Raw genomic sequence first — 20945 nt, 5'->3', positions numbered from 1 at the left:
GGCGCGGGGCGGTTCAGGACAGCCCCAGTTCGTCGTCGAGGAGGTCGAAGATCTCCTCGGCGGTCGCGGACTGGATCTGCCGCTCCTCGGCGGCGCTGTCCTGCGCACTGTGCGTTCCGTTCCACTTCGCCAGAAGGTCTCGCAGCCGGGACGTGATGCCGGCGCGTTCGATGTCGTCGGGGCCGACCGCCGCGAGGACCGCTTCGAGCCGGTCGAGTTCCGCGTGGACGGGCGGGCGTGCCTGGTCGTCGTGGCCGAGCCGCTCGCCGAGGTAGCGGGCGAGGGCTGCCGGGGACGGGTAGTCGAAGATGAGGGTGACCGGCAGCCGGAGTCCCGCGTGCGCGGTGAGCCGGTTGCGCAGGTCGACCGCCGTGAGCGAGTCGAAGCCCAGGTCGAGGAAACCCCGGGCGGCGTCCACGTCGTCGGCGCCGCCGTGGCCGAGGACCGCGGCGACCTGGGTGCGGACCAGGTCCGTGAGCAGCTGGTCGCGTTCGTCGGCGGTGAGTCCGGCGAGGCGGGCCTCCAGGGACCCGGTGGCAGCGGCGCCGGGGCGGGTCCCGGCGGTGCTTCCGGTGTCGGCGGCGCGGCGGGCCGGGGTGCGGACCAGGGAGCGCAGCAGGGTCGGCAGCGTGCCGTCGGCGGCCTGGGAGCGCAGGGCCGCCAGGTCGACGCGCATGGGCACGAGGACGGCGTCGTCGAGGGCGCTGGAGGTGTCGAAGAGGGACAGTCCCTCGTCGGGGGCGAGTCCGAGGACGCCGGAGCGGGCCATCCTGGTGAGGTCGGTGTCCTCCAGGGCTCCCGCCATGCCGCCGTCGGTGGCCCACAGGCCCCAGGCGAGGGAGGTGGCGGGCAGGCCGTGGGCGCGGCGGTACTGGGCGAGGGCGTCCAGGAAGGCGTTGGCGGCGGCGTAGTTGCCCTGGCCGGGCGCGCCGAAGGAGCCGGCGACGGACGAGAAGAGGACGAAGGCGGTCACCGTGCCGCCGGCGGTCAGCTCGTGGAGGTTCCACGCGGCATCGGCCTTGGGGCGCAGGACGGTGTCGAGGCGCTGGGGGGTGAGGGAGTCGATGATGCCGTCGTCGAGGACTCCGGCGGTGTGGACGACGGCGGTCAGCGGACGCCCGGCGGGCACGGCCGCCAGCACCTCCGCCAGCGCCTCACGGTCCGCGGCGTCGCAGGCCGCCCACGTCACCGAAGCGCCCGAGGCGACGATGTCGGCGGTGAGTTCGGCGGCGCCGGGCGCGTCGGAGCCGCGCCGGCTGAGCAGCAGCAGGTGCCGCGCACCGCGCTCCGTGGCGAGGTGACGGGCCATCAGTCCGCCCAGGGTGCCGGTCGCTCCGGTGACCAGCACCGTCCCGTCGGGGTCGAAGGCGGGAGCCCCGGTCTCGGCGGCGTCGCGGGCGATGCGGCGCAGGCGGAACGCGTGGGCCTCGCCCGCCCGCAGGGCGAACTGGGGTTCGTCGGTGGTGAGCGCGGCGGGCAGGGCCGCCAGGGACGCGTCGGTGCCGTCGGTGTCGACCAGCACGAAGCGCCCGGGGTTCTCGGACTGCGCGGAGCGCACCAGACCCCAGACGGCGGTGTGGGCCAGGTCGGTGACGTGCTCGCCGTCGGCGGCGGCGACCGCGCCGCGCGTGACGAGGACGAGCCGTGCGCCGTCCAGCCGCTCCTCGGCGAGCCATTCCTTGACCAGGGCGAGGGCCTGGTGGGCAGCCGTGCGTGCGCCCGCCGCGGGCGTGCCGTCGTCCGTGGCCGTCAGCGGCACGAGGACGACGTCGGGTGCCGGGGCGCCGGCCGCGAGCGCGGCGCGCAGCGTGGGGAGTCCGGGGTGGGTCTCCAGGGACTCGCCGCCGACGCGCAGGGCGGCGGCGTCCTCGCCGAGCACGGTCCAGCGCTCGCCGGAGGGGATCGTAGCGGCCGGAAGGGGCAGCCTGGTCCACTCGACGCCGAACAGCGACTCGTGGCGGGCGGCCCGGTCCTCGCCGATCTGTCCCGCGGTGACGGGCCGCAGGACGAGGGAGTCGACGGAGGCGACCGGCGCGCCGGTCAGGTCCGCCAGGTCGAGGGCCACTCCCCCGGACTCCGCGGAGGTCAGGCGGAGGCGGACGGCGGCGGCGCCGACCGCGTGCAGGCGTACGCCGGTCCAGGCGAAGGGCAGCCGGGCGCCTTCGGCCTCGCCGTCGGCGGGCTCGCGCAGGCCGATGGCGTGCAGGGCCGCGTCGAGCAGCGCGGGGTGGATGCCGTACTCGGCGGCGTCGGTGGTGTGCTCCTCGCCGAGGGCGATCTCCGCGAACGTCTCGTCACCGCGCCGCCAGGCGGCCCGCAGGCCCTGGAACACCGGGCCGTAGCCGAGTCCGGCGGCGGCTGCGGCCGGGTAGAACGCCTCGGTGGGGACGGGTTCCGCGCCGGGCGGCGGCCATGCGGCAAGATCGGGCGCGTCCGCGGCGGCGGTGGTGGGCGCGAGGATGCCGGCGGCGTGCCGGGTCCAGGGCGTGTCGGAGTCCTCGTCGGCCCGCCGGGCGTAGAGGGCCAGGTTGCGCCGGCCCTCGTCGTCGGCCGCCTCCACCGCCACCTGGACCTGGACGGCGCCCTGTTCGGGGAGGACGAGCGGTGCCTCGACGGTGAGTTCCTCCAGCGTGCCGCAGCCGCACTCGCTTCCGGCGCGCAGGGCCAGTTCCACGAGGGCCGAGCCGGGCAGCAGGACGGTGTCCATGACCGTGTGCTCGGCCAGCCACGGGTACGCGGCAAGCGACAGGCGCCCGGTGAGGACGAGCCCGTCGGACGCGGGCAGTTCGACGGCGGCGCCGAGCAGCGGGTGGTCGGCGGTGCCGAGTCCGGCGGCCAGGACGTCCTCGGCGCCGAGGCCCACGTCGAGCCAGAAGCGCTTGCGCTGGAAGGCGTAGGTGGGAAGGGCGACGCGCCGGGCACCGGTGCCCGCGAAGTACGCCTCCCAGTCGACGGCGGCGCCGTGGACGTGGGCGCGGGCGACCGCCGTGACGAGGGTCTCGGCCTCGGGCCGGTCGTGGCGCAGGACGGGGGCGAAGACCGCCTCGTCGTCGGTGTCGCCGGTGACGCATTCCTGGGCCATCGCGGACAGCACGCCATCGGGGCCGAGTTCGAGGTAGGTGGTGACGCCCGCAGCCTCCAGGGCACGGACGCCGTCGAGGAAGCGGACAGCCTCACGGACGTGCCGCACCCAGAAGTCCGCCGAAGACATCTCGTCGGTGACCAGGGCCCCGGTGAGGTTCGAGACGACCGGGATGCGGGGGGCGTCGTAGACCAGGCCCTCGGCGAGCTTGCGGAAGTCCGCGAGCATGCCGTCCATGTGCGGGGAGTGGAAGGCGTGACTGACCGTCAGACGCTTGGACTTGCGGTCCGCGAAGGACTCCGCGATCGCTACCGCCGCGTCCTCGTCACCGGCGATCACCACGGACCGCGGCCCGTTGACGGCGGCGATGCTCACCCGCTCGGTGAGCAGCGGCAGGACCTCGTCCTCCGAGGCCTGGAGCGCGATCATCACGCCGCCGGCGGGCAGCGCCTGCATCAGCCGGCCCCGGGCGGCGACCAGTTCGGCGGCGTCCTGGAGGGACAGGACGCCCGCGACGTGGGCGGCCACGATCTCGCCGACGGAGTGGCCGGCGACGAAGTCCGGCTTCAGGCCGAGCGATTCGACGAGGCGGAACAGCGCAACCTCGACGGCGAAGAGCGCGGGCTGGGTCCAACCGGTGCGGTCGAGCAGGTCCGCGTCGGCGGCGAACAGGACGTCCTTGAGCGGGCGGTCGAGGTGCCGGTCGAGTTCGGCGCAGACCTCGTCGAGCGCAGCGGCGAACACCGGCTGCGTCGCGTACAGCTCGCTGCCCATGCCGGGCCGCTGGCTGCCCTGGCCCGTGAAGAGGAAGGCCGTGCCGCCCGTGCGGGCGGTGCCGCGCAGCAGTCCGGCGGCGTCCTCGCCGCGGGCGAGGGCGTCCAGGCCGCGCAGGAGGTCGTCGCGGTCCGCGGCGACGAGCGCGGCGCGCTGTTCCAGCGCGGAGCGGGTCGCGGCCAGGGAGAAGGCGAGGTCGCCCGCGCTCTGGGCGGGTTCGTCGCGCAGGTGCGTGTACAGGCGGCGGGCCTGGGCGCGCAGCGCCTCCTCGCCGCGTGCCGACACGAGCACCGGGACGAGGCCGTGCCGGGCCTCCGGCTCGGGGACGGTGGCGGGTTCGGGTTCGGGGGCCTGCTCGATGATGGCGTGCGCGTTGGTGCCGCTGATGCCGAAGGACGACACGCCGGCCCGCCGCGGGCGGCCGGTCTCGGGCCAGGCGGTCTGCTCGGTGAGCAGGGAGACCGCACCCGACGACCAGTCGACGTGCGGGGTGGGCTCGTCCACGTGGAGGGTCTTCGGCACAACGCCGTGCCGCATCGCCAGCACCATCTTGATGACGCCCGCGACACCGGCGGCGGCCTGGGTGTGACCGAGGTTGGACTTCACCGACCCGAGCAGCAGCGGGCGGTCGCCGGTGTGCTCCTGCCCGTAGGTGGCCAGCAGGGCCTGCGCCTCGATGGGGTCGCCGAGCGTGGTGCCGGTGCCGTGCGCCTCCACGACGTCGACGTCCTTCGCGGCGACACCGGCGCCGGCGAGGGCGGCGCGGATGACGCGTTGCTGCGAGGGGCCGTTGGGCGCGGTCAGGCCGTTGCTGGCGCCGTCCTGGTTGACGGCGGAGCCCCGCACGACCGCGAGGACCGGGTGGCCGTTGCGGCGGGCGTCGGAGAGGCGTTCCAGCAGGAGCATGCCGGCGCCCTCGCCCCAGCCGGTGCCGTCGGCGGCGGCCGCGAACGACTTGCAACGGCCGTCGGCGGCCAGGCCGCGCTGGCGGCTGAACTCGATGAACGTACCCGGCGTGAACATCACGGTCACGCCGCCCGCCAGGGCCAGCGAGCACTCGCCGCGCCGCAGGGCCTGCGCGGCCAGGTGCAGGGCGACCAGCGAGGAGGAGCACGCGGTGTCGACGGTGACCGCGGGACCCTCCAGGCCGAAGGTGTACGAGACGCGGCCCGACACGACGCTGCTGGAACTGCCGGTGCCGAGGTAGCCCTCGACGCCCTCGGGCACGGCGTGCAGGCGCGCGCCGTAGTCGTGGTACATCACGCCGGCGAAGACGCCGGTGCGGCTGCCGCGTACGGAGGACGGCGCGATCCCGGCCCGTTCGAAGACCTCCCAGGTGGTCTCCAGGAGCAGGCGCTGCTGCGGGTCCATGGCCAGCGCCTCGCGCGGCGAGATGCCGAAGAAGTGGGCGTCGAACTCGGCGGCGTCGTGCAGGAAGCCGCCGCCGCGGGCGTAGCTCGTGCCCCGGCTCTCGGGGTCCGGGTCGTACAGCGCCTCGGTGTCCCAGCCGCGGTTGCGCGGCAGGGGCGTGATGCCGTCCGCGCCGGCCGTCAGGAGGTCCCACAGGTCCTCGGGGCTGCGGACGCCCCCGGGGTAGCGGCAGCTCATCGCCACGATGGCGATCGGCTCGTCGTCGGCGGCCGCGGGCGCCGGGGCGGCCTCGACGGCAGCGGGCGTGTCCCCGGTCAGTTCGGCGCGCAGATGGCGGGCGAGGACGGTCGGGTCGGGGTAGTCGAAGATCAGCGTCGCGGGCAGGCGCAGCGCGGTGGCGGCGGCCAGCCGGTTGCGGAACTCGACCGCGGTCAGGGAGTCGAAGCCCAGTTCCTTGAAGGCGCGGCCCGGCTCGACGGACGCGGCGCCCGCGTGTCCCAGAGTCGCGGCGACCTCGGTGCGGACGAGGTCGAGCACGGCGCGGTCCCGCTCGGCCGCGGGCAGCGCGGACAGCCGTGCCCGCAGTTCGGTCTGCGCCGCCCCGGTGGCGGCGGAGGCGTCGACGGTGCGCCGGGCCACGCCGCGGACGAGGCCGCGCAGCAGCGGCGCGAGCGTTCCGGCCGCCGCCAGGGCGCGCAGCGCCTCGGCGTCCACCCGCATCAGGGCGACGGACGGCTCGGGCAGGGTGAGCGCGGTGTCGAACAGCTCCAGGCCGTCGGCGGCCGTCAGCGGCGGCAGCCCGGCGCGGCGCATCCGGTTGACGTCGGTGGCGTCGAGGGACCCGGCCATGCCGTCGGCCACGTCCCACAGGCCCCAGGCTGTCGAGGTCGCGGGCAGGCCGCGGGCCCGGCGGTGCTCGGCGAGGGCGTCGAGGAAGGCGTTGGCGGCGGCGTAGTTGGCCTGTCCCGGGCCGCCGAAGAGCCCGGAGGTGGACGAGAAGAGCACGAACGCGGTGAGGTCCGCGCCCTGGGTGAGCTCGTGGAGGTGGAGGGCGGCGTCGACCTTCGGGCGCAGGACGGCGGAGAGCCGCTGCGGGGTCAGCGAGGAGACGACACCGTCGTCGAGGACGCCGGCGGTGTGCACGACGCCGGTCAGCGGGTGCTCGGCGGGAATCGCGGCGAGGACGGCGGCGAGTGCGTCCCGGTCGGCGACGTCGCACGCGGCCCAGGTCGCCTCGGCGCCGGAGGCGGCGAGGTCCGCGACGAGCGCGGCGGCGCCGGGCGCCTCGGCGCCGCGCCTGCCGACGAGCAGCAGCCGCCGCACACCGTACCGTTCGGCCAAGTGCCGGGCGACGAGGCCGCCCAGCGCGCCCGTGGCGCCGGTGACGAGCACCGTGCCGTCGGGCCCGAAGACGGGACCGCGATCGCGGACGTCGTCGTCCTGAGCGGTTGTGGCGGTCGTAGGGGTCGTGCGGTTCTCGACGCGTGCCAGACGCGGCACGAGCACCGTGCCACCGCGCAGGGCGAACCGCTCCTCGTCGCCGGCGAGGGCCGCCCGCAGGGCCCGACCGGTGCGGTCGTGGCCGTCGGCGTCGATGTCGACGAGGGCGATCCGGCCCGGGTTCTCGGTCTGCGCGGAGCGCAGCAGGCCCCACACGGTCGCCGCGGCCAGGTCGTCCACGCCGGACGTGTCGGTGGCCGTCGCGCCCCGGGTCACGACCACCAGGCGGGAGGCGGCGAAGCGGTCGTCCGCGAGCCAGGTCCGGGCGAGTTCGAGCGCCTCGTGCGCGGCCTCATGCACGACCGGCGCGGGAACGGTCCCCGGGTGGGCGGCGAGGACGGTGACGACCTCGTCGGGGACGGCCGCCCCGGCGTCGACGGCCGCGATCAGCGCCGCGAGGTCGGGGTGGACGTCGGCGTCCGTACCGGCGAGCAGGACGCGGGCCTCGTCGCCGAGGGCGGCCCAGCGGACCGGGGGGCCGTCCACGGGGGCGGTCAGGCCCGGCAGTTCGGTCCAGTGGGGGCGGAAGACGGACTCGTGGTGGGCGGGCCGCGCCGCGAGCTGGTCGGCGGTGACCGGACGCAGTCCCAGGGACTCGACGGCCGCGACGGGCGCGCCGGAGGCGTCCGCGATCTCCAGCCGGACGCCCTCGGCCCCGGCCGGGGTCAGGTGGACGCGCAGCGCGGCGGCACCGCCCGCGTGCAGGGACACCCCGGTCCAGGCGAACGGCAGGCGTCCCTGGCCGTCGTCGGCGCCGATGCCGCCGAGGCCGATGGCGTGCAGGGCGGCGTCGAGCAGGGCCGGGTGCAGCCCGAAGCGGCGGGCCTCCTCCTCGACGGCCTCGGGCAGCCGTACCTCGGCGAAGATCTCCTGGCCGCGCTGCCAGGCGGCCCGGAGGCCGCGGAAGGTGGGACCGTAGGCGAATCCGATGGCGGCGAGGCCGTCGTACCGGCCGTCCAGCTCCAGCTCGCGGGCACCGGCCGGGGGCCACTCGGCGAGACCGGCGCCGGCCGGCGGCCGGCCCCCCTCGCAGAGCACACCGGCGGCGTGCCGGGTCCAGGGCTCCTCCGCGGCGGCACCCTCGGGGCGCGAGTGGAGGGCGAGCGGACGGCGTCCGGTCTGGTCGGGGGCGCCGACCCACAGCCGCAGTTGGACGCCGCCGGTCGCGGGCAGCACCAGCGGCGCTTCGAGGGTCAGTTCCTCCAGGTAGTCGCAGCCGAGCTGGTCGCCGGCACGGATCGCGAGCTCCACGAAGGCCGTGCCGGGCAGCAGGACGCTGCCGAGGATGGCGTGGTCGGCGAGCCAGGGGTGGGTGGACAGGGCGAGCCGTCCGGCGAACACCATCCCGTCGGACTCGGGCAGGGCGACCCCGGCGGTGAGCAGCGGGTGCGCGGTGTCGTCGAGGCCGATCGCCTCGACGTCGCCGAGGTAGAAGGAGGGCAGTGCCGGCCAGTAGCGCTGCCGCTGGAAGGCGTAGGTGGGCAGGTCGACGCGGCGCGCGCCGGTCCCGGCGAAGTACGCGGCCCAGTCCACCGCCACGCCTCGCACGAATGCCTGCGTCAGCGCCACGACGGCGGTCTCGGCCTCGGGGCGCGAGGAGCGCAGCACCGGAGCGAAGGTCGCGTTCTCGCCGGTCAGGCACTCCTGGGCCATCGCGGACAGGACGCCGTCGGGGCCGAGTTCGAGGTACGTGGTGACGCCCGCGGCCTCAAGGGCACGGATGCCGTCGAGGAAGCGCACGGCCTCGCGGACGTGCCGCACCCAGAAGTCGGGCGTGGCCATCTCATCCGTGACCACGGCGCCCGTCAGGTTCGACACGACCGGGATACGCGGAGCCCCGAACGACAGCCCCGACACGACCTCGCGGAAGGCGTCCAGCATGCCGTCCATGTGCGGCGAGTGGAACGCGTGACTGACCGTCAGGCGCTTGGACTTGCGGTCCGGGAACACCTCCACGATCGCCGTCGCAGCGTCCTCGTCACCGGCAATCACCACCGCCTGAGGGCCGTTGACCGCCGCGAGGCTCACGCGCTCGTTCAGCAGCGGCAGGACCTCGTCCTCCGAAGCCTGCACGGCGATCATCACACCGCCCGTGGGCAGCGCCTGCATCAGCCGTCCGCGAGCAGCGACCAGCGTGCACGCGTCCTCCAGGGACAGCACCCCGGCAACGTGGGCGGCGGCGATCTCGCCGATGGAGTGGCCGGACACGAAGTCGGGCTTCACACCCCACGACTCCAGCAGCCGGAACAGCGCCACCTCGACCGCGAACAGCGCCGGCTGCGTGAACTCCGTCCGGTCCAAGAGGTCCGCGTCGTCGCCGAACAGCACGTCCTTCAGCGGCACTTCGAGGTGCGTGTCGATGTGCGCGCACACCGCGTCGAGCGCATCCGCGAACACCGGGAAGGCCTCGTACAGCTCCCGGCCCATGCCGAGCCGCTGGCTGCCCTGGCCCGTGAACAGGAACGCCGACCTGCCGCCCACCGGGGAGCCCGTCAGCACCTGTGCGGCCGACCGGCCGTCCGCGAGTGCGGCGAGCCCGGCCAGCAGTCCGGCGGCGTCGGCGGCGACGACCGCGCCGCGCCGTTCGAAGGCGGTGCGGCCGGTGGCGAGGGAGAGTCCCAGGTCCTCCGGGCGCAGAGCGGGGTCGGCCTCGGCGCGGGAGTGCAGGTGGCGGGCCTGGTCGCGCAGGGCGTCGTCGGTCCTGGCGGAGAGCACCCACGGCACGGGGCCGACGCGGTGCGCGGCGGGCGTCGCCGACTCCTCGGCGCCCGGGGCCTGTTCGACGATCGTGTGGGCGTTGGTGCCGCTGATGCCGAAGGAGGAGATTCCGGCCCGCTTGGGCCGCCCGGTCTCGGGCCACTGCCGGGCCTCGGTGAGCAGGGAGATGTCGCCCGTCGTCCAGTCGACGTGCGGGGTGGGCGCGTCCACGTGCAGCGTCGCGGGGAGCACGCCGTGCTCCATGGCGAGCACCATCTTCATGATGCCCGCGACACCGGCCGCGGCCTGCGTGTGCCCGAGGTTGGACTTGACGGACCCCAGGAACAGGGGCTGTTCCGGCGACCGGTCCTGGCCGTAGGTGGCCAGCAGGGCCTGGGCCTCGATGGGGTCGCCGAGCGTGGTGCCGGTGCCGTGCGCCTCGACGGCGTCCACGTCCGCGGCCGCCAGCCCGGCGCTCGCCAGGGCCTGCCGGATCACGCGCTGCTGGGACGGGCCGTTCGGGGCGGTGAGGCCGTTGCTCGCGCCGTCCTGGTTCACGGCCGAGCCGCGGACGATCGCGAGCACGGGGTGGCCGTTGCGCCGGGCGTCCGACAGGCGCTCGACGAGCAGCATGCCGACGCCCTCGCCCCAGCCCGTGCCGTCGGCCGCGGCCGCGAAGGCCTTGATCCGGCCGTCCTCGGCGAGCCCGCGCTGGCGGCTGAAGTCGATGAAGGAGGCGGGCGTGGACATCACGGTGACGCCGCCCGCCAGGGCCATGGAGCACTCGCCGGCGCGCAGCGCCTGCATCGCCCAGTGCAGGGCGACCAGTGACGACGAGCACGCGGTGTCGACGGTCACCGCCGGGCCCTCCAGCCCGAGGACGTACGAGATGCGGCCGGAGACCACGCTCGCGGTGTTGCCGGTGCCGATGAAGCCCTCGGCGCCGCCGGGGGCGGCCAGGATGACGTTGAGGTAGTCCTGGCCGTTGGTGCCGGTGAAGACGCCGATCTGCTCGCCGCGGACGGTCGTGGGGTCGATGCCGGCGCGCTCGAAGGCCTCCCAGGAGGTCTCCAGCAGCAGCCGCTGCTGCGGGTCCATGGCCAGCGCCTCGCGCGGCGAGATCCCGAAGAACGCGGGGTCGAAGTGGCCCGCGTCCTGGAGGAAGCCGCCCTCGCGGACGTAGCTGGTGTTCTCGTCGACGGCCTCGGGGTCGTAGAGCCCGTCGAGGTCCCAGCCGCGGTCGGCGGGGAAGCCGGTGATGGCGTCGCGGCCGCCGGCGAGGAGCTGCCACAGGTCTTCGGGGGTGCGGACGCCGCCGGGGAAGCGGCAGCTCATCGCGACGATGGCGATGGGGTCGTCGTCGGTGGCCGGGGCGGTGGTGACGGGGGCGCGGCGGGCCGTGTCCGTGACCTGGCCGCCGAGCACCTCGCCGCGGAGGAAGTCCGCGAGGGTGTGGGAGTTGGGGTAGTCGAAGATCAGCGTGGCGGGCAGCCGCAGGCCGGTGCGGGCGGCGAGGCGGTTGCGGATCTCCACGGCGGTGAGCGAGTCGAAGCCGAGGTCCCGGAAGGCGGTGCCGGGGTCGACGGACTCCGGTCCGGCGTGGCCGAGGACGGCCGCGACCTGGGTGCGGACGAACTCCAGGGCGAGGGCGTCGCGTTCGCCTTCCGGGGCGTCGGTCAGCCGGTGGGCGAACGTGTCGCTGTCGCCCGCGGGGTCGGCGGCCGTCCCGGGCGCGGCGGCGAGCGCCTGCGCGGCCTCTGGGAGGTCGGCGATCAGCGGGCAGGGGCGCACGGAGGCGAGGCCGGGGGCGAGCAGTTGCCAGTCGATGTCGGCGACGACGGCGGAGGTGTCGTCGAGGGCGAGCGCCGAGCGCAGCGCCGCGAGGGCGAGGTCGGGCGGGAGCGCGGGCAGGCCGGCCAGTCGCAGCCGCTCGGTGACGAGTTCGCCGGTGGCCATGCCGCCCTCGGCCCAGGCGCCCCAGGCGAGCACGGTGGCGGGCAGTCCGTCGGCGCGCCGCTGCTCCGCGAGGGCGTCCAAGTGGGCGTTGGCGGCGGCGTAGTTGGCCTGGCCCGCGGCGCCGAAGGTGGAGGCGACGGAGGAGAACAGCACAAACGCGGACAGGTCGAGGTCGCGCGTCAGCTCGTGCAGGACCTGCGCGGCGTACGCCTTGGGCCGCAGGACGCCCGCGAGGCGGCGCGGCGTCATGGCGTCCAGGACTCCGTCGTCGAGGACGCCGGCGGCGTGGACGACGGTGGTCAGGGGGTGCTCGGCGGGGATGCCCGCGAGCAGGGCGGCGACCGCCTCGCGGTCGGCGACGTCGCACGCGGCGAAGGTGACCTCGGCGCCCAGGGCGTTCAGTTCGGCGGCGAGTTCGCCGGTGCCCTCGGCGTCCGCGCCGCGACGGCTGACCAGCAGGAGGTGGCCGGCGCCCGCACGGGCGAGCAGGCGGGCCACGTGCCGGCCGAGGGCTCCGGTGCCGCCGGTGACCAGCGCGGTGCCGGTGGTGGTCCACTCGTCGGCGGGGCTCTCCTGGCGGGTGGCCCTGACGAGCCTGCGGACGAGGACCCCGGCGGAGCGCACGGCGAGGTGGTCCTCGGTGCCGGGAGCGCCGAGGATGTCGGCGAGCCTGCCGGCGGCGCGGTCGTCGGCCGTCTGCGGCAGATCGACCAGACCACCCCAGCGGCTGGGCAGTTCGAGCGCCGCGGTGCGGCCGAGGCCCCAGACCGCGGCCTGGGCGGTGCTGGTGAGGCGGTCGGAGCGGCCGGTGGAGACCGCGCCCCGGGTGGCGTTCCACAGCGGCGCCTCGGCCCCGGCGTCGCCGAGCGCCTGGACGAGGGCGGTGGTGGCGGCGAGGCCGGCGGGCAGGGCCGGGTCCTCGGGGTGCGGCCGCTCGTCGAGGGCGAGGAGGGACAGGACGCCGGCGAACTCGCCGGGCACGGCGCCGTCCTCGTCGAGGCGCCGGGCGACGGCCGTACGGTCGTCGGCGGCCGGGTCGAGGACGAGCGTGCGGACGGTGGCGCCGCGCGCGGTCAGGATCTCCTGGGCGGCGCGCGCCCACGGGTCGTCCTCGTGCGCGGTCGGCAGCACGAGCAGCCACTGCCCGGTGAGCCGTCCGGGCGGCAGGTCGGTCAGCGGCTTCCACTGGACGCGGTAGCGCCACTGGTCGATCCGGTCGCTGTCGCGGTGGCGGCGGTGCCAGGCGGACAGGGCGGGCAGCACGGCGCTGAGCGGCTGGTCGCCGTCGATGCCGAGGGTGTCGGCGAGGGCGGCCAGGTCCTCGCTGTCGACGACCTCCCAGAACCTGGCGTCGGTGGCGGAGGGCCGGCCGTCCTCGGGGAGTTCGGTCAGGTAGGAGAAGGCGTCGCGCGGCCAGTACGCCTCGCGCTGGAAGGCGTAGGTCGGCAGGTCGACGCGGCGGGCGCCGGTGCCGGCGAACAGCGCGGTCCAGTCCGGGGACTGCCCGCGCGCGTGGGCGCCGGCGACGGCCGCCACCAGCGACCGGGCCTCGGAGCGGCCGGTGCGCAGCGCGGGCAGGAAGGCCGCGGCTCGGTGCCCGGTGACGGTCCGGCACTCCTGGCCCAGGGCCGAGAGGACTCCTCCGGGGCCCAGTTCGAGGTACGTGGTGACCTCGCGGCTCTCCAGCCGGCGGATGCCGTCGAGGAAGCGGACGGCCTCACGGACGTGGCGCACCCAGTAGTCGGCGGAGGCCATGTCCTCGCCGGCCAGGTCGCCGGTGACGTTGGAGACGACCGCGATGCGGGGCGCCTGGAACGACAGCCCGGCCACCACGTGGCGGAACGCGTCGAGCATGCCGTCCATGTGGGGCGAGTGGAAGGCGTGACTGACCGTGAGGCGCTTGGACTTGCGGCCGTCGAACCGGTCGACGATGCGGGCGGCCGCGTCCACGTCACCGGCGATGACCACCGACCGGGGGCCGTTGACGGCGGCGATGCTCACGCGATCGGTGAGCAGCGGCAGGACCTCGTCCTCCGACGCCTCCAGCGCGATCATCACGCCGCCGGCCGGCAGGGCCTGCATCAGCCTGCCGCGGGCCGCGACGAGCGTGCACGCGTCCTCAAGCGAGAACACCCCGGCCACATGCGCGGCGGCGATCTCGCCGATCGAGTGGCCTGCCAGGTAGTCGGGACGGATGCCCCAGGACTCGACGAGCCGGAACAGGGCCACCTCGACGGCGAACAGCGCCGGCTGGGTCCATTCGGTGCGGTCGAGGAGGTCCGCGTCGTCGCCGAACAGCACGTCCTTCAGCGGCCTGTCGAGATGCGTGTCCATGTGCGCGCACACCGCGTCCAGCGCCTGCGCGAACGCCGGGTACGTCCCGTACAGCTCCCGGCCCATGCCGAGCCGCTGGCTGCCCTGGCCGGTGAAGAGGAAGGCGAGCTTGCCCTCGCCGGCGCTCCCCTCGACGACGTCGGCGGAGGCGTTCGCCCCGGCCAGCGCGGCGAGCCCGGCGAGAAGTCCGTCGCGGTCGTCGGCGACGACCGCGGCGCGGCGGTCGAGGGCGGCACGGGTGAGCGCCTGCGAGTACGCGACGTCGGCGACGCGGACGTCCGGGTGGGCGGTGACGTGGGCGTGCAACGCGGCGGCCTGCGCGCGCAGGACGGCCTCGGTCCGGCCGGACAGGACGACGGGCAGGACGGCCGGAGCCGTCGACCGACCGGTGTGATCGGCCGGATCCACGGGCTCTTCCGGGTCGGACGCGGTCTCGGCGCTCTCCAGGATGATGTGCGCGTTGGTGCCGCTCATGCCGAAGGACGAGACGCCGATGCGGCGCGGCCGCTCGCCCTCGGGCCACGGGCGCGCCTCGGCGAGCAGCGACACCTCGCCCGCCGACCAGTCCACGTGGGGCGTCGGCTCGGTCAGGTGGAGGAGGCGCGGCAGCACACCGTGCCGCATCGCCATCACGCTCTTGATGACGCCCGCCACGCCGGCGGCGGCCTGGGCGTGTCCGATGTTCGTCTTGAGCGAGCCGACCCACAGCGGCTCGCCGTCGGGGCGGTCCTGGCCGTAGGTGGCGAGCAGGGCCTGCGCCTCGATGGGGTCGCCGAGGCTGGTGCCGGTGCCGTGCGCCTCGACGGCGTCGACCTCGTCGGGGGTGAGCCGGGCGTTGGAGAGCGCCTGAAGGATGACACGCTGCTGGGACGGGCCGTTGGGGGCGGTGAGGCCGTTGCTGGCGCCGTCCTGGTTCACGGCCGAGCCGCGGACCACGGCGAGCACGGGGTGCCCCTTGCGGCGGGCGTCGGACAGCCGCTCCACCAGGAGCACGCCGACGCCCTCGGAGAGGCTGAAGCCGTCGGCCTCCGGGGAGAACGCCTTGCAGCGGCCGTCGTCGGCGAGGCCCCGCTGCTTGCTGTAGTCGACGAAGGTGCCCGGCGCGGACATCAGCGTGGCGCCGCCCGCGAGCGCGAGCGTGCACTCGCCGTTGCGCAGCGCCTGAACGGCCAGGTGCAGGGCGACCAGCGAGGACGAGCAGGCGGTGTCGACCGTCAGCGCCGGGCCCTCCAGGCCGAAGGTGTACGAGAGCCGGCCGGACGCGACGCTCGCCGCGTTGCCGATGCCGATGTAGCCCTCGATGTTCTCCGACGAACTGAGCAGCGCCGCGAGGTAGTCGTGGTTGCTGGTGCCGACGAACACGCCGACCTGCTTGCCGCGCATCGACGTCGGGTCGATGCCGGCCCGCTCGAACGCCTCCCAGGACGTCTCCAGCAGCAACCGCTGCTGCGGGTCCATCGCCAGCGCCTCACGCGGCGAGATCCCGAAGAGCGACGGGTCGAAGCGGGCGATGTCGGAGACGAAGCCGCCCTGGTCGGCGTAGCTGGTGCCCGGGTGGTCGGGGTCCGGGTGGAACACCGCCTCCAGGTCCCAGCCGCGGTCCGCGGGGAAACCGGAGATCGCGTCGACGCCCTCGGCGGCGATCCGCCACAGGTCCTCGGGCGACGTCGCGCCGCCGGGGTAGCGGCACGCCATGCCCACGATGGCGATCGGCTCCTGGCTCTTCGCCTCGGCGTCCCGCAGTCGCTGACGCGTCTGATGCAGATCCGCCGTCACCAACTTCAGGTAGTCCCGCAGCGTCTCTTCATTCGCCATTTAACGCAACCACCTATTTTGCAGCAGGCGCCGTCAGAAAATTATCGGAAATCCGGGAATCGCATCTGGTACGCAGCAGCCGCTTTGGTGATCAAATCGGCTGGCCAGCGGTCAGAATATTCAGCCCGTGATTCCGCGGACAACCCCTAACTGCCCCCTACGGACCCCTGCATCGCAGGTTGCGCGGGACATGGCTGCGATGCCGCAATTCAAGGGGTGTCGACCATGGTGACCGGCGAAGACTTCCCCCGTCAATAATGCCCCGCGATCTGTTCCGTAATTCTCGGGACCGGGCGGGGCCGGGCGGGACCGGCGGCCCGGGATTCGGGTATTCGGCCGCCGGGCGGCGGCCGAATACCCGCTCCGCGGTTCAGGCGCGGCCGAGGCCCTTGTTGATGAACGCGAACAGCTCCTCGTCGCTCGCGTCCTGCAGCTGCGCCACGTCGTCCAGCGCGGTGCCGGCCGGGTCCGCCCCGCTGCCGCCCTCCGTGCCCGCCGGTACCGCCGCGGCGGCCGGCTCGGGCTCGTCGCTCTCGTTCCACTTGGCCAGCAGCGACTGGAGCCGCATCGTCACCCGGGCCCGGACGACGTTGTCGCCGGTCCCCCGCTGCAGCACGGCCTCCAGCTTGTCCAGTTCCTCCAGCAGCGGAGCCCCGCCCGCCGCGGCGTCGGGGACGATCCCGGCGCGCAGGAAACCGGCGACGGCGGCCGGGGTGGGGTGGTCGAAGACCAGGCTGGCGGGCAGCTTGAGCCCGCTCACGGCCCCCAGGCGGTTGCGGAGTTCGACCGAGGTGAGCGAGTCGAAGCCGAGCTCCTTGAAGGCCCGGTTCGCCTCCACGGTCGACAGGTCCGCGTGCCCGAGAACGGCGGCCACCGCGGTCCGGACGAGGTCGAGGAGCAGGCGCTCCTGCTCGGCCTCCGGGAGACCGGCGAGCTGCCGGGTCAGCGGCACGCCCCCGGCCAGGTCGTCGGCGGACTCGCGCTCGGCGGACTCGATCACCCGCCGGGCCTCGGGGAGTTCCCCGAGCAACTGCCGGTCGCGGTCCGCGGTGAAGGCGAGCGTGAAGCGCTTCCAGTCCATGTCGGCGACGGTCAGCGTCGTCTCGTCCCGGTCCAGCGCGTGCTGCAGGGCGGACAGGGTGCGCTCCGGCGCCATCGTCAGGATGCCGTGGCGGCGCATGCGGTCGCCGACTGCGCTGCCGTCGCCCTCGCCGCTGCCCCAGGGGCCCCAGGCCACGGACGTGGCGGGGAGCCCGGCCGCCCGGCGGTGCTCGGCGAACGCGTCCAGGAAGGCGTTGCCCGGCGCCTGGTTGCCCTGTCCGGGCGCACCGAAGGTGGCGGCGAAGGACGAGAACAATACGAAGGCGGAGAGGTCGAGGTCGCGGGTCAGTTCGTGCAGGTGCATGGTCGCGTCGACCTTGACACGCAGCACCGCCTCCACCTGGTCGGGGGTCAGAGCCTCGATCACGCCGTCGTCCACCGCCGCGGCCGCGTGGACGACGGCGGTCAGGGGGCGGTCGGCGGGGACGGCCCCGAGGAGCGCGGCCAGGGCGTCGCGGTCTGCGACGTCGCAGGCGGCCACGGTCACTTCCGCGCCCAGCGCGGTCAGTTCGTCGCGCAGCTCGGCGGCACCGGGGGCGTCGATGCCCCGCCGGCTGGTCAGCACCAGGTGCTCGGCGCCGTTGGACGCGAGCCAGCGCGCGACATGCGCGCCGAGCGCACCCGTACCGCCGGTGACCAGCACCGTGCCCTGCGGTCGCCACTCACGGACGGTGCCGGTCTCCGCCAGCCGCGCACGCACCAGCCGGCGACCGAGCATCCCGGAGGCCCTCAGCGCGACCTGGTCCTCCGCACCGTCGCCGGCCAGCAGGCCCGAGAGGCGGCTGAGCGTACGGTCGTCGGCCGTGTCCGTGCCGGGCAGGTCGACGAGGCCGCCCCAGCGGCCGCCCTGCTCCATGGAGGCGACCCGCCCGAGACCCCAGATCAGCGCCTGGGCGGGATCGGTCACCTGCTCGGAGCGGCCCGTGGCGACGGCGCCGCGGGTCACGCACCACAGGGGCACGGTCACCTCGGCGTCACCGAGCGCCTGGACGAACGCGAGTTCACCCGCGAACGCGCCTTCGCCACCGAGGGCAAGGAGGGAGAGGACGCCGCTGGGCGCGGTGCCGTCGAGGGTGGCCCTCACGGTCGCCGTCAGCTGCTCGCGGTCGGCCGTGCCGTGCTCGACGCGTACGGTACGCACCTGCGCGCCGCGGTCGGTGAGCGTGCGCTCGACGGCGGCCGCCCACTCCCCGTCGATGCCGGTGAGCGTGTCGGGGACGGCGAGCAGCCAGAGGCCGGTGAGGTGGGCGGAGGCCGGCTCGGGCAGGGGCTTCCACGCCACGCGGTAGCGCCAGCCGTCGACGGTGGACTGCTCACGGCTCTGCCGACGCCACGACGACAGTCCGGGCAGGACATTGCCCAACGAACCGATCGCTTCCGGGGTGTCGAGAGCGAGGGTGCCCGCGAGGGCTTCGAGGTCCTCGCGTTCGACGGCCTCCCAGAAACGGGCGTCGATCGCGTTCTCCACCGGCATGTCGGCGTCGGGGTTCGCGGTGATCTTTGGCCAGAACCGCTGCGGCTGGAAGGCGTAGGTGGGGAGGTCGACACGCTGTGTACCGGTTCCGGCGAACACCGCCTGCCAGTCGACGGACGCGCCGTGGACGTAGGCCTCACCAAGGGACAGCCAGAACCGCTCCAGACCGCCTTCGTTGCGGCGCAGCGAACCCAGGACCGCGGCCTCGCGGCCTGCGTCCTCGACGGTCTCCTGAAGACCAACCGTCAGCACCGGGTGCGGGCTGGACTCGACGAACACACCGAAGCCCTGCTCCAGCAGCGTCCGCACCGCCTGCTCCAGCTCGACGGTCTGGCGCAGGTTCCGGAACCAGTAACCGCCGTCCAGCTCCGGCCCTGACACCCACTCACCGGTCACCGTCGACAGGAACGGCACCTCAGCATCGCCCGGCGCGATCGGCGCCAACAGCTTCCCGAGCTCCTCTTCAAGGAGGTCGACCTGCGCCGAGTGCGACGCGTAGTCCACCGCGATCCGCCGCGCCCGAACCCCATCGCTCTCGCACGAGGCCAACAGCTCCTCCAGCGCCTCAACCTCACCGGAAACCACCACGGAAGATGGCCCGTTCACCGCGGCAACCGAAATCCGCTCCTCACCCCACGCCGCGATCCGCTCACGCGTCTCGTCCGCGGGCAACGCCACGGACACCATCCCGCCCAGACCCGCCAGCACCCGGCCGATCGCCTGACTCCGCAGAGCCACCACCCGGGCCGCATCCTCCAGCGACAAGATCCCCGCCACACAGGCCGCCGCGATCTCACCCTGCGAATGCCCGATCACCGCAGCCGGACGCACGCCGGCCGCCTTCCACACCTCCGCCAGCGACACCATCACCGCAAACAACGCAGGCTGCACCACATCCACGCGCTCCAACGAAGGAGCACCCTCCACACCACGCAGCACATCCACCAGCGACCAGCCCGTGAACGGCTCCAGCGCCCGCGCGCACTCCCCTATCCGGGCGGCGAACACCGGCGAAGAGTCCAGCAGTTCCTCGGCCATGCCCACCCACTGCGAACCCTGGCCCGGGAACACGAACACCGTCTTGCCACCGACAACCCGCCCGGACACCACACCCGCCGCCGGCACACCCTGCGCCACCGCCGACAACCCCGCCGCATGGTCACCCAGCACCACCGCACGGTGCTCCAACGCCGCCCGCGACGACGCCAACGACCACCCCACATCAGCCACCGACGCCGCCGAACCAGCCCCACCCACCAGCCAGCCCGACAACCTCTCCGCCTGACCCCGCAACGCCACCGCACTCTTGCCCGACAGCACCCACGGCACCACCACAGGACCATCGGCCGACGACGGCGCCTCAGACTCAGCCTCAGGCTCCGGCGCCTGCTCCACAATCACGTGCGCATTCGTCCCACTGAACCCGAACGACGACACACCCGCCCGCCGCACACGCCCCGACTCCGGCCACACCACCGCATCCGACGCCAACGACACCGCACCCGACGCCCAATCCACATGCGGCGACGGCTCATCCACGTGCAACGACTTCGGCACCACACCATGCCGCATCGCCAACACCATCTTCATCACGCCCGCCACACCGGCCGCGGCCTGCGTGTGACCGATGTTCGACTTCACGGAACCCAGGAGCAAGGGCCGCTCCGCCGGCCGGTCCTGGCCGTAGGTGGCCAGCAGCGCCTGCGCCTCGATCGGGTCGCCCAGGGCCGTGCCCGTGCCGTGCGCCTCCACCACGTCCACGTCGCCCGCCGAAAGGCGCGCGTTGGCCAGGGCCGCACGGATCACCCGCTGCTGCGACGGGCCGTTCGGCGCCGTCAGGCCGTTGCTCGCGCCGTCCTGGTTGATCGCCGAACCCCGCACCACCGCCAGCACCGGGCGGCCGTTGCGCCGCGCGTCCGACAGCCGCTCCAGCAGGAGGAGCCCCACACCCTCTGCCGGGCCGAAGCCGTCGGCGTCGGACGAGAACGCCTTGCAGCGTCCGTCCGGAGCGAGGCCGCGCTGCCGCGAGAACTCGATGAACAGGCCCGGCGTCGACATCACGTGGACGCCGCCGGCCAGCGCGAGCGAGCACTCCCCCGCCCGCAGCGCCTGCACCGCCAGGTGCAGCGCCACCAGCGAGGCGGAGCACGCGGTGTCGACCGTGACCGCGGGACCCTCGAGACCGAGGGTGTACGAGATGCGGCCGGACATCACACTGGCGGCGTTTCCGGTGCCCAGGTGACCGGCGTAGTCCTCGGCGGCCTCCAGCAGCGGGGTCAGGTAGTCCGATCCGTTGACCCCGACGTACACGCCGGCCTGGCTGCCGCGCAGGCTGCCCGGGTCGATGCCGGCCCGTTCGAACGCCTCCCACGCCGTCTCCAGCAGCAACCGCTGCTGCGGGTCCATCGCCAGCGCCTCACGCGGCGAGATCCCGAAGAACCCGGCGTCGAAGACCGGGGCGTCGGCGAGGAATCCGCCCTCGCGGGTGATCGACGTGCCGGGCTCGTCGGGGTCGTCCGAGAAGAGCCCGTCGAGCTCCCAGCCCCGGTCCGCGGGGAACGCGGTGAGCGCGTCGCCTCCGGAGGCGACCAGGTCCCACAGGTCCTCGGGGGAACGGACGCCGCCCGGGAAGCGGCAGCTCATCGCCGTGACGGCGATGGGCTCGTGAGCCTGGCTCTCGATGTCCCGCAGGCGTCCGTACGCCTCGTCGAGATCGGTCGTGACCTTCTTGAGGTACTCGCGGAGCTTCGCTTCGTTCGCCACTGGCGCTTCACCTATTCGCGTGGTCGAGACCGTGGAGTCTTCTCGCACGTGCTCGGGATGTCTTGGTTCGGGGGTCGG

The 20945-nt window shown here is 74.6% G+C and carries 2 protein-coding genes; both read right to left on the bottom strand.

What is annotated here, in order from left to right; all coding sequences use genetic code 11:
• Positions 1–13: 13 nt before the first annotated feature.
• On the bottom strand, positions 14–15529 hold the full coding sequence (locus ABZ883_RS22785) for a type I polyketide synthase (RefSeq protein ID WP_360908792.1): 15516 nt from the start codon (positions 15527–15529) through the stop codon (positions 14–16).
• A gap of 370 nt (positions 15530–15899) precedes the next feature.
• A complete protein-coding gene (locus ABZ883_RS22780) occupies positions 15900–20867 on the bottom strand; it encodes a type I polyketide synthase (RefSeq protein ID WP_360908790.1) in 4968 nt (1655 codons plus the stop codon).
• Positions 20868–20945 lie beyond the last annotated feature (78 nt).

The organism is Streptomyces sp. NPDC046977 (assembly GCF_040644455.1).
Classification (GTDB): Bacteria; Actinomycetota; Actinomycetes; order Streptomycetales; family Streptomycetaceae; genus Actinacidiphila.
This window is presented reverse-complemented; position numbering and strand designations above follow the sequence as displayed.